Genomic DNA, 13,465 nt, shown 5'->3' with positions numbered 1-13,465 from the left:
TTGCTAAATCTGCCGGGGGTGATTAAGGCGGGCTTGCCAAAGGCGTCATTTCCGACAAAGGCTGTGCCATGACAAGTAAACCAGACATTCTGTGCATCGGGTCTGTCCTGTGGGACGTGATCGGGCGCGCGTCTTTGGTGATGCGCCAGGGCTCGGATGTGCCCGGCCGGATCACGCGTTGCCCGGGTGGCGTGGCGTTGAATATCGCTATGGCGCTGGTGCGCTTTGGGGTGCGGCCTTTGGTGTTGAGCGCGATTGGGCAGGACGAAGAAGGGGCCGAGCTGATTGCAGCCTGTGATCGGTTGGGGGTGGCCACTGATTTGGTCTATCGCTCGGATGATTTGCCAACGGATCGCTATATGGCCGTTGAAGGGGCCAATGGGTTGATTGCTGCGATTGCGGATGCGCATTCATTGGAGTTGGCCGGGGACAAGATATTGGCCCCCTTGCTGGATGGTCGACTGGGCAGTGAGGCGGCTCCGTATGAGGGGGCGATTGCACTGGATGGCAACCTGACTCTGGCGTTGCTTGAGGAGATTGCCCGGCATCCGGCATTTGTCCGTGCCGATTTGCGTGTGGCGCCGGCCTCGCCCGGGAAGGCCGAGCGCCTTTTGCCGTTTTTGCGCCATCCCCGAGCGGTGTTATATGTGAACCTGGAAGAGGCCAATTTGCTGTGTCAGACCCGGTATGAAGATGCCGCCGGAGCTGCTAGGGCGCTTTTGGATCGGGGGGCGGCCCGTGTTTTGGTGACAAATGGCGGGGAACTGGCTGCAGATGGGTCGGTGGATGGCATCCTGACGGCGGCGCCGCCCAGGGTGTTGGTCACTCGTGTCACGGGCGCTGGAGACACTTTCATGGCGGCGCATATCGCTGCTGAACAAGCGGGCATCAGCGGAACTGAAGCTCTGAGCCGCGCTCTGAGTGCCGCAGCAACCTATGTTTCCGGAGAACCGCCAGCATGATCCCGATGATTAAGTCCCCCGATGTCGCGCAGGCGCTGAAGGCAAATCAGCCAGTCGTCGCGCTGGAAAGCACGATCATCACCCATGGGATGCCCTATCCGCAGAACCTGGAAACTGCGCGCTCGGTCGAGGGCATGGTGCGCGATATGGGGGCTGTTCCAGCGACCATTGCCGTGCTGAACGGGAATTTGCATGTGGGGTTGACGGCAGAGCAACTGGAACAATTGGCTCAGGCCAAAAACGTGGCCAAGCTGAGCCGCGCCGATCTGGCCGCCTGTATGGCCATGGGCGGCACCGGGGCGACCACTGTGGCCTCGACCATGATCGCGGCGCATCTCGCTGGCATTCAGGTTTTCGCGACCGGTGGCATCGGCGGGGTCCATAAAGGTGCAGAGCAGAGCTTTGACATCTCGGCCGATCTGTTGGAACTGGCGCAGACGCCGGTCACAGTGGTGGCTGCCGGAGCCAAAGCTATTCTGGACCTGCCCAAAACGCTGGAGGTGCTGGAAACCCAAGGTGTTCCCGTCATCGCCTATGGCCAGGACGCGTTTCCTGCCTTTTGGTCCCGCGAATTTGACCTGAAATCCCCCCTGAGGATGGATCGCGCCGCCCATATCGCACGCGCCCATCAGATGCGCGGCGCGCTTGGGCTGCCTGGCGGTCAACTGGTCGCCAATCCCATCCCTGAAGATCACGAAATCCCGCTGCCAGAACTGGCCCCCATCATCGCCGAGGCCACCCGAAACGCCGAGGAACTGGCGATCACCGGCAAAGAGGTCACGCCTTTCCTGTTGCGCCGGATTTTCGATCTGACCGGAGGCCGATCGCTTAGCGCCAATATCGCGCTGGTCCTGAACAATGCGGCGTTGGCGGCGCGTATTGCTGGTGAATTGGTCAAAGATCGCTAAACCTTGCCGACACAGAGACAGCGCCATTGTGACATGCGACCAAAGTCCCTACATAGCGCGTGACACTCTTTGGTTGGGACCGCTTAGAACGCCATGACCACACCCTTCGACGAAAATCACACACCGCCGCGTCGCCCGGGCCTGTTTGCCCGGCTGCGCTCGTCGTTTCTGACCGGAATTGTGGTGATCGCCCCCGTGGGGCTGACCATCTGGCTGATCTGGACGCTGATGGGCTGGGTGGACAGCGTGGTTCTGCCGCTCGTGCCCGAACGGTTCCAGCCCGAGCCCTATATCGGCATCAACTTGCGCGGTGTCGGGATCATCTTTTTTCTGGTCTTCACCGTCATCATCGGCTGGATCGCCAAGGGCCTGATGGGGCGCTCGTTGATCCGCTGGGGCAAATCCCTGGTCGACCGCATGCCGGTCGTGCGCACCATATATTCTGGCGTGAAACAGATCGCGGAAACGGTCTTTGCCCAATCCGAACGCTCGTTTGAAAAGGCCTGCCTGATCGAATACCCGCGCAAAGGCATCTGGGCCGTGGGCTTTGTCTCGACCCGCGCAAAAGGCGAGGTTGCGCGTCTGGCCGGCACCCAGGAAGAGCTGATCAGCGTCTTCGTCCCCACCACACCGAACCCGACCTCGGGCTTTTTGCTGTTCTTCCCCAAATCCGATGTGATCGAGCTGGAAATGGGCGTCGAAGATGCCGCGAAACTGGTGATCTCGGCCGGGCTGGTCTATCCAAACCCCAAGGATCCGACGCAGCCCCCCGAATAGGGCCTACAGGAACATCTCTTCCAGATCGACGCTGCTGCGCTTGCCCAGTTCATCCTTGTGCTGATCCAAAAACGCGTCCGCCGCCGTGCGTCCGGCCTGCTTCATCCGCACCATCAGAAACGGGCTGGGCACCAGCTTGGTGCTGACGGAAAGCTCGTTCATCAAGACATCATCGGCGATCATATGGATGTTGATATTCTTCATCCCGTCGCGATTGCTGTCCAACGTCCCGCGCATCGCCTGGGCATAAGAAATCACCCGCAACTCGCGCAACAACGAGGTGTTAAAGCTGATCTCGTTGATCCGGTTCTGGATTTCCTGCGGCGTCACGGGCACTTCGTCCCGTTCCAGCGGATTGATGTTCACGATCAGAATGTCATCGGGGTATTGGCGCCCAAACAGCGGAAACAACGCCGGATTGCCAGTATAGCCCCCATCCCAGAACGCCTCTTCCTGCCCGGTCTTCGGATCGTCCATCTTCACCGCCTGGAACAAGGTCGGCAAACAAGTCGAGGCCAACAAAACCTCAGCATTCAGCTCCTCTGCCTCAAACACCCTGATCTTACCGGTGCGCACATTCGTTGCCCCGACAAACAGGCTGGGCCCGGCATTGGCGCAGACCTTGTCATATTCAAACGCCTCGGCAATTGGGCGCAGCGGATTCTGATAAAAGGGCCCAAACGCGTAAGGAGACGACATCCGCGCCATCGTATCCGCAATGGTAAAAGGCAAGGAATACTCCAGCGCCGTATGCATCAGATCCGTCGCATCCGGCAGCCACCCGGCCAGCCAGGTCGCCATGCGCATATCATGCACCGCACCCAGTTTGGACCACAACCAGTCCAGCTTTTCCCGCGCGCCCTCAGCGCCCCCTTCCAGCCACCCCGATTTCAGCGCTGCGCCATTCATCGCCCCGGCCGAGGTGCCTGAAATCGCGACAATCTCAATATCGTCCTCTTCCAGCAGCCGATCCAGAACGCCCCAGGTAAAGGCCCCATGTGCGCCGCCCCCCTGCAGCGCCAGGTTGATCCGTTTTTTTGCCAAAACCAATGCCTCTTCTTTGTTCGTCAAATACTCTGGGGGGAGCGCCGCAAGGCGCGGGGGGCAAAGCCCCCTATGGCCCTATGGCCGGGATCAAAGCGCGGTCCAGCCACCATCCACACTGATCGTGGTGCCGGTGATCTGTTGCGCCGCATCCGAGCACAGGAACACCGTGGTGCCGCCCAACTGTTCGACACTGGCGAATTCTTTCGAGGGCTGGCGCTCCAGCAGAACCTTCTCGATCACGTCCTCGCGGCTCATGTTGTATTTTTCCATCGTGTCGGGGATCTGCGCTTCGACCAGCGGAGTGGACACATAGCCAGGGCAAATCGCGTTGGCAGTGATCGGTTCGCGCGCGGTTTCCAGCGCCGTCACCTTGGTCAGCCCGACAACCCCGTGTTTCGCCGCCACATAGGCCGATTTGAATGGGCTCGCCGTCAGGCCATGCGCGCTGGCGATGTTGACCACGCGGCCCCAGCCCGCTTTGCGCATCATCGGCAAAGCCGCCGCCGTCGTATGGAAGGCCGAGCTCATGTTGATCGCGATGATCGCGTCCCATTTCTCGATCGGGAATTCATCAATCGGAGAAACGTGCTGAATACCCGCGTTGTTGACCAGAATATCGCAGGCACCCGCCGTTTCGACCAGCGCACGGCATTCATCGGCCTTGGACATGTCCGCCTTGATATAGCGCGCCTCAACTCCGAACTCTTTGGCGATCTGGGCGGCCAGCGCGTGATCCTCGTCGCGATCGGTAAACGAGTTCAGCACCACATTCGCCCCGGCCCGCGCCAATTCACGTGCTACGCCCAGCCCAATGCCAGAATTCGATCCGGTGATGACGGCGGTTTTTCCAGTCAAAGTCATAGTGATGCGTCCTTCATCTTTCGCACTTGCAGCAATACAGATTTGGGATAGCACGTTGCAGGGGGAGTTTGGGGAAAAAAGTCACAGGTAGAAACACCTACCCATGCTTGCTCGTATGCTTGGATTTTGCACAAAAAAAACGCCGGCACGAAGCCGGCGTTAAGTTATTGAGGCAGGTTTCATACAGGCAAGAAACCTATCGAGCAGTGACTTCTTTATAAGCAATTGCTTGCGCAACTCCAAGCCTAAAGTTTGTAAAGCCGCCAAATCACCGTTACGCTAAGTCCCAACAAACAAAGGGCCGAGCAGGATTGTCCCCAAAATGAGATCACAGTTTTTCACGCATTTGCGAGCGGCCACGACCGGTTTAACGCTTGTTTTGTTGGGTCAGGTCGCCTTGGCCGAGCCCCAGCACGGAATCGCCATGTATGGCGCCCCTGCGCTGTCCCCCGATTTCACCGCCTTACCCTACGCCAAGCCCGACGCCCCCAAAGGCGGGAAATTCGTGGTCGGAAACACTGGTGGATTCGATTCGCTGAACCCATTCATACGCAAGGGAACGGTCCCCTGGCAGCTGCAATTCCTTGCCTACGAATTGCTCATGGGTCGCAGCCTGGACGAGCCCTTTACGCTGTACGGGTTGCTGGCCGAAACCATCGAGGTGCCCGAAGACCGGTCCTGGGTCGAATTCACCCTGCGGCCCGAGGCCAAATTCTGGGATGGCAGCCCCGTCACGGTCGCGGATGTGATCTGGTCCTATGAAACGCTGGGCACGCAAGGCCACCCCCGGTATCTGGGATTTCACAGCAAGGTGGACAGCATTGCTCAGACCGGCCCGCGCTCGGTTCGGATCAGCTTCAACACCGAGGATCGCGAACTGGCGCTGATCGCGGGGATGCGCCCGATCCTGCAGAAATCGCAATGGGAGGGGCGCGACTTCACCGCCTCGACCATCCATGACGTTCCGATGGGCACCGCCCCCTATATGATCGGTGACTATGAACAGGGGCGCTATGTCAGCCTGATCCGCAACCCCGACTATTGGGGCAAGGATCTGCCCTTGCGCCAGGGCGTTGCCAATCTGGACGAAATCCGCATTGAGTTTTTTGGCGACAGCGCCGTTCTGTTCGAGGCCTTCAAGTCGGGCACGCTCAGCACGCAGCGCGAATTCAATGCCGAGGCCTGGGCAACCCGCTATGATTTTCCCGCGACGCAGCGTGGCGATGTGGTGAAATCCGAGATCACGCATCAACGCCCCACCGGCATCACCGGCTATGTGATGAACACCCGCCGCAAACCGTTTGATGATTGGCGCGTGCGCGAGGCGCTGATGCTGGCCTTCAACTTCCCGTATATTAACGACACCATCACCGGAGGGCGCCAGGACCGGATCACCTCGTTCTATTCCAACTCCGAGCTGGGCTTAATCCCCGGCCCCGCCAAGGGCGCTGTGGCCGATCTGCTGACCCCCTGGGCCGATCAGCTGCTGCCCGGCACGATCGCGGGCTACGCGCTGCCCCAAGGCGACGCCAGTGCGCGCAACCGCAAGGATCTGCGCCGCGCCACCAAGCTTCTGGCGCAGGCCGGATGGTCCGTGGACAAGGGAACGCTGGTGAATGCGGACGGACAGCCCTTTACCTTCGAGGTGCTGTTGCGTCAGGGCGATCGCACCGGTCAGTCCGTGTTCGATCTCTATCGTCCTGCGCTGGAACGGCTGGGTATCGAAATGACGGTCAGCACGGTGGACAACGCCCAATACGCCGCACGTGAGCGAGAGTATGACTTTGATATGATGCCCTACCGACGGGATCTGTCGCTGAGTCCCGGGAATGAACAGAAACTCTATTGGGGAAGCAACGGCGTAACAGCCCCCGGGACGCGCAACCTGATGGGCATGAACAGCCCCGCAGCCGAGGCGATGATCGACACGATGCTGACGGCCCAATCCCGCACCGAGTTCATCCACGCCACCCGAGCGCTGGACCGTATCCTGACAGCGGGGCGGTATGTCATCCCGATTTGGAGCTTTGGTCCAGACCGGATTGCCCATATTAAAGAACTGAAATATCCCGAAACCATCCCGATTTACGGGGCCCGGCTGGTCTGGAGCCCGGAACTCTGGTGGTACGAAGAGGAGTGAGCAGAAATGAAGAAACTGGCAATTTTCGGCGTTATCGCGCTGTTGTCCGGATGCGCGACGGTGGACGGCGTGGGGCAGGATATCTCTGGCGCGGCGCGCACCGTGCAGGGCTGGTTCCGCTAAGTCAGGTCAGCGAGGTGACCCACAGGATCGTCGCGTCCTCGTCGCTGACAGACACCACGTTATGCCCCATGCTGGCGTCGTAATAGGCGCTGTCGCCCCGACGCATTTCCACGGGTTCATAAAACTCGGTATACAGCTTGATCACCCCGGTCAGCACGAACAGGAATTCCTCGCCATCATGGCGGACCCAGCCATCGAATTCGTCCATACTGCGAGCGCGGATGCGGGCGCGATAGGGCAGCATTTGCTTTTTCGTCAGCCCGTTGGCCAGCAGTTCATGTTCGTAAGTGGCCGTCGCATGGGCCGCGCCCTGCCCGTTTTGCGTCAGCACCATGCGCCCATTCACCTGGCCCTTGATCGGAGGGGTGAACAGTTGGGGCACCGAAATCTCCAGACCTGTCGCCAGCTTTTTTAAAGCCTCATAGGTCGGGGACATTTGCCCGTTTTCGATCTTGGACAGGGTCGAGCGCGCCAGCCCGGCCTGATTGGCCGCCTGCTCCAGCGTCATACCGCGATCCTTGCGCAGCTCGCGCACGCGCTCGGCCAGGTTCAGGGGCTCGGCCAGCTCGTCCAACCCGGTTTCGCGGGCAATACGGATCAGCGCTTTGGGATCTTTTTGGGTCATGTCTCCACACTTAGGCCGGTCGTCCCATGCTTGCAACTGTGATCAACTGGGCGTAACCCGAACGCATGTTGTCGATCTTTGATCAGGGTCCGTTCGCCCCCTGCCCCGCTCCGTTCAATCTGGCTGCGCATGTGCTGGCGCGGGCCGACGAACTGTCCGAGAAAATCGCGCTTTCGGTTCTGTCACCATCAAGGTCCGAGCGCTGGAGTTTTGGGCGATTGAAAGCGGCGGTCCTGGGCACGGGAACCGGCCTGTTGCAGGCCGGATTTCAGCCCGGAGACATCCTGTTGCTGCGGCTGGGCAACACGGTCGAGTTTCCTCTGGCCTATCTGGGCGCCATCGCGGTCGGGATTGTGCCGGTGCCCACTTCGCAGATGCTGACCGAGCCCGAAGTTGACAAAATGATCGCCCAGCTTTCTCCGGCGGGGATCTTGCATGATGACGGTGTTCCCTGTCCGATGGAATGCGGCCTACCGATCATTGGAACCAAGGCGTTGCATGACATGCGCGACCTGCCTGCTGCTGCCTATCAAATGGGAGATCCCGAGCGGCTGGCCTATATCATCTACACGTCGGGCACCTCGGGAACGCCGCGCGCGGTGATGCATGCGCACCGCGCGATTTGGGCCCGCAAGATGATGCATGAGGGCTGGTATGGGCTGCAAGAAGACGACCGCTTGCTGCATGCTGGTGCTTTTAACTGGACCTTCACGCTGGGCACAGGATTGATGGATCCCTGGAGCATCGGCGCCACAGCCCTAATCCCGGCGCAGGGCGTTTCGATCGAGTCATTACCTCTGCTTCTCAAGCGACATGATGCGACGCTTTTTGCTGCGGCTCCAGGCGTTTATCGAAAGATCCTGAACCATCACACAAAGCTGCCCCTGCCCAAGCTGCGCCATGGGTTGACCGCCGGGGAAAAGCTGTCCGACACGATCCGTCAGCATTGGGAACAAGCCACAGACGGCACGCAACTGTTCGAGGCCTACGGCATGTCGGAATGTTCGACCTTCATTTCCGCCAGCCCCGCGCACCCCGCCATTGCGGGCAGTCTGGGGCGCCCTCAGATCGGACGCAAACTTGCCATACTGGGTGAAGATGGGCCTGTAGGTTATGGAAAAGAAGGTATTATTTCTATCCATAAGTCTGATCCTGGATTGATGCTGGGCTATTTCGGCGCCGATCGCGCCACCGCGGATAAGTATCAGGGCGATTGGTTTCTGACAGGCGATCACGCGTCGATGGATGATCAGGGCAATATCACCTTCATGGGGCGCGTGGACGACATGATGAATGCCGGCGGATTTCGTGTCTCGCCGCTGGAGGTTGAGGCCGCGCTGCTGCCCCACCCCGGCATCCTGGACATTGGTGTGACCGATGTGGAAATCAAAGAGGACGTGCGGATCATCGCCGCCTTCTATATCTCTGACACGCCCATCCCCGAGTTCGATCTGGCACGCTTTGCCGACGAACATCTGGCCCGCTATAAACAGCCCCGCGCCTGGGTGCGGCTGGACGCATTGCCGACCAATCCGAACGGAAAACTGTCGCGTCAGGGCCTCAAACCCTTGTTTCCACGCTGAACGCCCTTTCCCTTGGGCGCGCCACGGGCTACCAATGCGGAACCCAAGAACGGAGGCCCCGATGGTCAAGCTTGATATTCTGTCCGATCCGATTTGCCCCTGGTGCTATATCGGCAAGGCCAACCTTGACCGCGCGTTGGAGCAGCGCCCAGACCATCCGTTTGTGATCGAATGGCATCCGTTCCAGCTGAACCCCGATATGCCGCGCGAAGGGATGGATCGGCGCGCCTATCTGGAGGCCAAGTTCGGCGGCAAAGAGGGGGCCGTGCGCGCCTATGCCCCCGTCGTGGAGCATGCCCAGCAGGCGGGGCTTGAGATCAATTTCGAAGCTATTCAACGCACCCCCAACACGCTGGACGCTCATCGGTTGATCATGTGGGCCGCGATCGAAGGTCGTCAGACCGCAATCGTGTCATCCCTGTTTCGCGCCTATTTCAACGAAGGTCGTGACATTGGCGATGCTGATACCCTGGCTGATATCGCCGACAGCTGTGGCATGGATGCCAGCGTGGTGTTGCGCCTGCTGGCCACCGACGAAGATGCTCAGGGCGTGCGCGACAAGGATGCCTCGGCCCGCGAAATGGGCGTGAACTCGGTGCCCACCTTTATCGTCGCCTCGCAACATGCAGTGCCTGGCGCGCAACCGACCGAGCTGTGGCTGAAAGTGATGGACGAAATCATCGAAAAGCGCGCCGAGGACGCATGAAGACCCTTCTGGGCCTTTTCTTCCTTCTGACCTCGCTGGCAGGCATCGTTCTGGGCGGCACGGTCTTTTTTCACTATGTCGAGGGCTGGCGCTGGATTGACGCCTATTTCTTTACCGTGGTGACCCTGTCCACAGTTGGCTATGGCGAGCTGGTCCCTGCCACCGATCTGGGCCGCATTGGCACCACGGTGTTTATCTTCCTTGGCCTGGGTGTGTTTGCTGTCGCTGTTCAGCAATTTGGTGCCTTCACCTTGCGCAAACGCGAGGAACATACCGAGTGGCTGATCGCACGACTGGGGCATCACGAAAGCAAATCAGCCCCCCACGCCGCCAACGAAGACGACCGCCCCGATCCGCCGCACATGGATCACGACAAGACCCCATAAATCCGCTTGAACTTGGGCCTGATCCGGCTATACCTCGGGATCACCATTGCGGGTATGATGTAATGGTAGCCTGTCAGCTTCCCAAGCTGAACGCGCGGGTTCGATTCCCGCTACCCGCTCCAATCCCAACACGAATATTATCTATACAAATCAGCACCTTGTGCTGATTTCTGGAGGGGTTCGCAAAATCCGAGCAAGAACTAATCTAGGAAGAATCGGGAACATTCGGGAGGCTTCGGAAGCGCGAGTCCCGAAGAAACGCCCGAAGCGCATTACAAAGGAATCTGAACCACCATCTACTTCGATGTGAACGAAGTGGAGGAGCTTTTGCAGGCCGCGCGGACGACGGGCTCTAAACCGGATTCCCTCAACGCAACCACCTCGACCCGACTTCAGTCTCGCCGGATCGAAGCTTCATTTCCCGTAAACGTTAGACGATGAAATCCGCTGCTGTTATGTCATTCTGCGCCAGACTAACATCTAGCAGGGTTATGGTCCTGGTTAAATCTACTTCAACCACAACGTTTGCTCCGGATTGATAGGCTGCACTATAGGCATCAGCTGCTGTCGCGAAGTTAAATGCGCTCAAGTCCAGGAAGTCTTCATCGGTGAAATCAACGATCGTATCATGGCCAAAAGACCAAGAAAATACAAAGGTATCGGAACCCCAGCCTCCTGTGAGGCTGTCATCTCCCGCCCATCCGGTAAGAGTGTCAGCACCACTACCACCGTTCAATGTGTCGTTGAAATCTCCACCATTCACAGCGTCGTCACCGGCCCCGCCACCGACCATGTTCTCGCCATCACCACCCCAAAGAGTGTCGTTTCCGTTTCCTCCCCAGATCGAGTCGTCGCCGGCACCTCCGTAGAGTTTATCGTTTCCTGCCTCTCCTTCCAGGTAGTCGTTGCCGCCGTTTCCATCGAGGATATCGTTTTCGGCCCCACCTTTCATGGTGTCGTCACCGCCCCAACCATACAGAGTGTCGTTGCCCTCTCCTCCGTAAATCGTGTCCGATGACGAGCCGCCTTCGATTTTGTCGTTTCCGGCGTCACCTTGTGCATAGTTTTGGCCGGCGCCGGTCCAAATGACATCATCGTCACCACCACCATAAAGAGAGTCATTGCCAGCACCGCCACCTAGCGTATCGTTGCCCCAGCCTCCTTTGATCGTGTCGTGACCGTTTTCACCCCAGACAGCATCATCGCCCTGTTGTCCCTTTAGCGAGTCATTTCCGGCATTCCCATAAATGGTGTCCGAACCTTCTTCGCCTTGAATAGAATCCGCACCATCACCCCCCGAAAGAGAATCATCTCCGGTGTTGCCAAACAGCAGGTCATTCCCCCCGTTTCCATTTATGGTGTCTGAACCTTCTTCGCCTTGAATAGAATCCGCACCATCGCCACCCGAAAGAGAATCATCTCCGGTGTTGCCAAACAGCAGGTCATTCCCCCCGTTCCCATTTATGGTGTCTGAACCGCTCCCTCCCCAGACAGTATCATCTCCGCCGTTGGCAGAAACGAGATCATCATTCAGGCCCGCAGCGATAACGTCACCGACATTTGTGCCAGAAATTTCGGCATCTACGTCGGCTTGATCTACGTCAAAGTCATCTAAATATAGCCCGCCAGCATCGGGCAAATACCCAACCGGAACGAAGTTTACCGGATCGACAAAACCAACGCCTTGGGGATTGGTGGCAAGAAAGGCCCTCGTAGGGACTTCGGATACGAAATGATGTTCTTGGTAATCTCCGGGGCTCTCGATGTCACTGTTGTCCACCCTGGCGCCCTCTATGGCGTATAGCAGCGTGCCACCACCTGATGTCTCGATCAACAGCCATTGCTGGGGGTCAGCATTCGGGTCCAGGTGTTCCCCGTTCCATTCGACGATCCGCCAACTGTGACCATTAATGGTGCCAGAGCCGCTTGAAAAATCGATCAAATTATTTGGGCTCACCGCTCCAATATAGACCTGATCCTGGGAGTGATCGAGATCCTCCAAACGCCCCACGACGACATCTTGAATGTTGTGCAAGTTCTGAAAAACAAAAGTGTCAGCGCCCTCGCTTAGCACTCTGCTGTTGGTGTGAGCATCTACCGGGATAATGTGGTCGTCCAAATCGAATGGATCATCAGTGTTAAACTGTTCTCCGTAAGTCATAGCATCCCGCGAACCGCCTCTGGCGTGGTGCCCAGCGGAAAATATTGTGATCAAGCCGAAGTCCAAATAAGTGACATCGTCTCCTGCTCCCGCATAGGTGTGAATCTCATGCCCATATCCCCAGCCGTTCGTAGCGGTTGCACTCAGAGTATCGTTGCCTCCCTTAGCTCTAATACCCCCCCATCCGTCACTAATATAGAGTCCATCAACGACGCCATTGATCGTCCCTTCATCCAAACCTTCACTCTCGTTTGTCCCCTCAACCCTTTCAAATCCAGTTCCTTCAACTTCACGCAGCGGCATCTATAAACTCCTTTTTCACTAGCGAACAATTTTGACTGTTACACTCTTAAATTGTTTTGTGAACCTTTTTTGATTTTTGGGGTCAGGATGCACTGATTTTCGACGCGCTGGTTGTTGCACGGCTCGGGAAACGGAGCGGGGACATTAGCGACCTTTTCTGGCGAACAGACGAGCAGATGGCCAAGCTCGATCTGAGGTGCCCCTAGTTTCCTAGGCACCTGCCTTTTCCAGTTTGTGCTGTCTGTTTTCGAAACCAACCATTGCCGGCAACACATGCCAAGCATGTGTGATAGGGGGCGATAGCATGCCGTTGTTCGTCTGCGTGCGTTTTGGGTCGTAGAACAGCACGATGTATTCAAAGACATCTCGTCTTGCTTCGTCACGTGTCCGGTATTTTCGGCGTCTGACCTTTTCTCGCTTCATGAGCTGAAAGAAGCTCTCAGCGACAGCAATATCATGCAATTGCCGCTACGGCTCATCGAGTGTTCCAGATTGTTTTCGCGCAGGAACGCTGCCCATTCTCGGCTGGTGAACTGGGCACCTCAGGTGGCGACTATGGACTGGCACACACGCAAGGTGCTGGCGTGGCCGATATCGAACACGCTGGAAGCCGATTTTTACGTCGATGCGCTGAACGGGGCCATCCACCGCTTCGGCCTGCCCGAGATCATGAACACGGATCAGTGCAGCTTGTTCACATCATCTGTCTGGACAGACCGTCCGCGCCGATCCTGAGTGCGTATCTCGATGGATGGTAAGGGCCGGTTCCTCGATAGCATCTTCGTCGAGCGCCTGTAGTGATCCCGGAAATACGAGTGCGTTTGTCTTCACGCAAGGGAGACGGGTACAGAGGCAAAAGCTGGCGTCAGGATATGGATTGATT

13 protein-coding genes, 1 tRNA gene and 1 pseudogene are annotated in these 13,465 nt (G+C 58.0%); 10 read left to right on the top strand and 5 right to left on the bottom strand.

Annotated features, from left to right (window positions below):
- Positions 1-68: 68 nt before the first annotated feature.
- The 3 genes from ACXADQ_RS15525 (at position 69) to ACXADQ_RS15515 (ending at position 2,647) form a co-directional block, all read left to right on the top strand.
- Positions 69-962 (top strand): PfkB family carbohydrate kinase, encoded by an 894-nt coding sequence (locus ACXADQ_RS15525; RefSeq protein ID WP_475322719.1) that lies wholly within the window; start codon positions 69-71, stop codon positions 960-962.
- Entirely contained in the window at positions 959-1,870 is a 912-nt protein-coding gene (locus ACXADQ_RS15520; protein WP_475322716.1) for a pseudouridine-5'-phosphate glycosidase, read from the top strand. The genes ACXADQ_RS15525 and ACXADQ_RS15520 overlap by 4 nt, the downstream gene beginning before the upstream one ends.
- A gap of 93 nt (positions 1,871-1,963) precedes the next feature.
- Positions 1,964-2,647 (top strand): DUF502 domain-containing protein, encoded by a 684-nt coding sequence (locus ACXADQ_RS15515; protein WP_475322714.1) that lies wholly within the window; start codon positions 1,964-1,966, stop codon positions 2,645-2,647.
- Between the two features lie 3 nt (positions 2,648-2,650).
- Here ACXADQ_RS15515 and ACXADQ_RS15510 read toward each other — a convergent pair whose 3' ends face one another.
- Together ACXADQ_RS15510 and ACXADQ_RS15505 are read right to left on the bottom strand one after the other, a co-directional pair.
- Complete coding sequence (locus ACXADQ_RS15510; RefSeq protein ID WP_475322712.1) at positions 2,651-3,697, bottom strand: patatin-like phospholipase family protein; 1,047 nt, start codon at positions 3,695-3,697, stop codon at positions 2,651-2,653.
- 84 nt (positions 3,698-3,781) lie between these two features.
- Positions 3,782-4,555 (bottom strand): 3-hydroxybutyrate dehydrogenase, encoded by a 774-nt coding sequence (locus ACXADQ_RS15505; RefSeq protein WP_475322707.1) that lies wholly within the window; start codon positions 4,553-4,555, stop codon positions 3,782-3,784.
- Positions 4,556-4,877: 322 nt separating this feature from the next.
- Here ACXADQ_RS15505 and ACXADQ_RS15500 point away from each other — a divergent pair, with 322 nt between their 5' ends.
- Together ACXADQ_RS15500 and ACXADQ_RS15495 are read left to right on the top strand one after the other, a co-directional pair.
- The gene (locus tag ACXADQ_RS15500; protein WP_475322703.1) at positions 4,878-6,695 is read left to right on the top strand and encodes an extracellular solute-binding protein; all 1,818 of its coding nucleotides are present in this window, start codon (positions 4,878-4,880) and stop codon (positions 6,693-6,695) included.
- 6 nt (positions 6,696-6,701) lie between these two features.
- Entirely contained in the window at positions 6,702-6,818 is a 117-nt protein-coding gene (locus tag ACXADQ_RS15495) for an entericidin EcnA/B family protein (RefSeq protein WP_475322699.1), read from the top strand.
- Between the two features lies 1 nt (position 6,819).
- Here ACXADQ_RS15495 and ACXADQ_RS15490 read toward each other — a convergent pair whose 3' ends face one another.
- Positions 6,820-7,443 (bottom strand): helix-turn-helix domain-containing protein, encoded by a 624-nt coding sequence (locus ACXADQ_RS15490; protein WP_475322697.1) that lies wholly within the window; start codon positions 7,441-7,443, stop codon positions 6,820-6,822.
- A gap of 65 nt (positions 7,444-7,508) precedes the next feature.
- On the opposite strand from ACXADQ_RS15490, the gene ACXADQ_RS15485 reads away from it, so the two are divergent.
- From ACXADQ_RS15485 to ACXADQ_RS15470, 4 genes are all read left to right on the top strand, one after another.
- Positions 7,509-9,026, top strand: a complete 1,518-nt coding sequence (locus ACXADQ_RS15485) for a class I adenylate-forming enzyme family protein (RefSeq protein ID WP_475322693.1) — start codon at positions 7,509-7,511, stop codon at positions 9,024-9,026.
- 61 nt (positions 9,027-9,087) lie between these two features.
- A complete protein-coding gene (locus ACXADQ_RS15480; protein WP_475322688.1) occupies positions 9,088-9,732 on the top strand; it encodes a DsbA family oxidoreductase in 645 nt (214 codons plus the stop codon).
- Positions 9,729-10,118, top strand: coding sequence for a potassium channel family protein (locus ACXADQ_RS15475; RefSeq protein WP_475322683.1), 390 nt, complete (start codon positions 9,729-9,731; stop codon positions 10,116-10,118). The genes ACXADQ_RS15480 and ACXADQ_RS15475 overlap by 4 nt, the downstream gene beginning before the upstream one ends.
- Positions 10,119-10,166: 48 nt before the next feature.
- Positions 10,167-10,240, top strand: a tRNA-Gly gene (locus ACXADQ_RS15470).
- Positions 10,241-10,548: 308 nt separating this feature from the next.
- On the opposite strand, the gene ACXADQ_RS15465 is transcribed toward ACXADQ_RS15470, so the two are convergent.
- Positions 10,549-12,582 carry a calcium-binding protein gene (locus ACXADQ_RS15465; protein WP_475322679.1) on the bottom strand — a complete coding sequence of 678 codons (2,034 nt, stop codon included), beginning with the start codon at positions 12,580-12,582 and terminating at the stop codon, positions 10,549-10,551.
- A 210-nt stretch (positions 12,583-12,792) separates the two neighbouring features.
- Positions 12,793-13,124, bottom strand: a pseudogene (locus ACXADQ_RS15460) (IS3 family transposase); the annotation flags it as partial.
- A gap of 13 nt (positions 13,125-13,137) precedes the next feature.
- Here ACXADQ_RS15460 and ACXADQ_RS15455 point away from each other — a divergent pair.
- Complete coding sequence (locus ACXADQ_RS15455) at positions 13,138-13,317, top strand: hypothetical protein (RefSeq protein ID WP_475322674.1); 180 nt, start codon at positions 13,138-13,140, stop codon at positions 13,315-13,317.
- Positions 13,318-13,465: the final 148 nt, after the last annotated feature.

This window comes from Thalassovita sp. ABM4_323, from assembly GCF_056158665.1.
The sequence above is the reverse complement of the archived record's forward strand: the minus strand, read 5'-3'. Positions and strand labels throughout refer to the sequence as shown.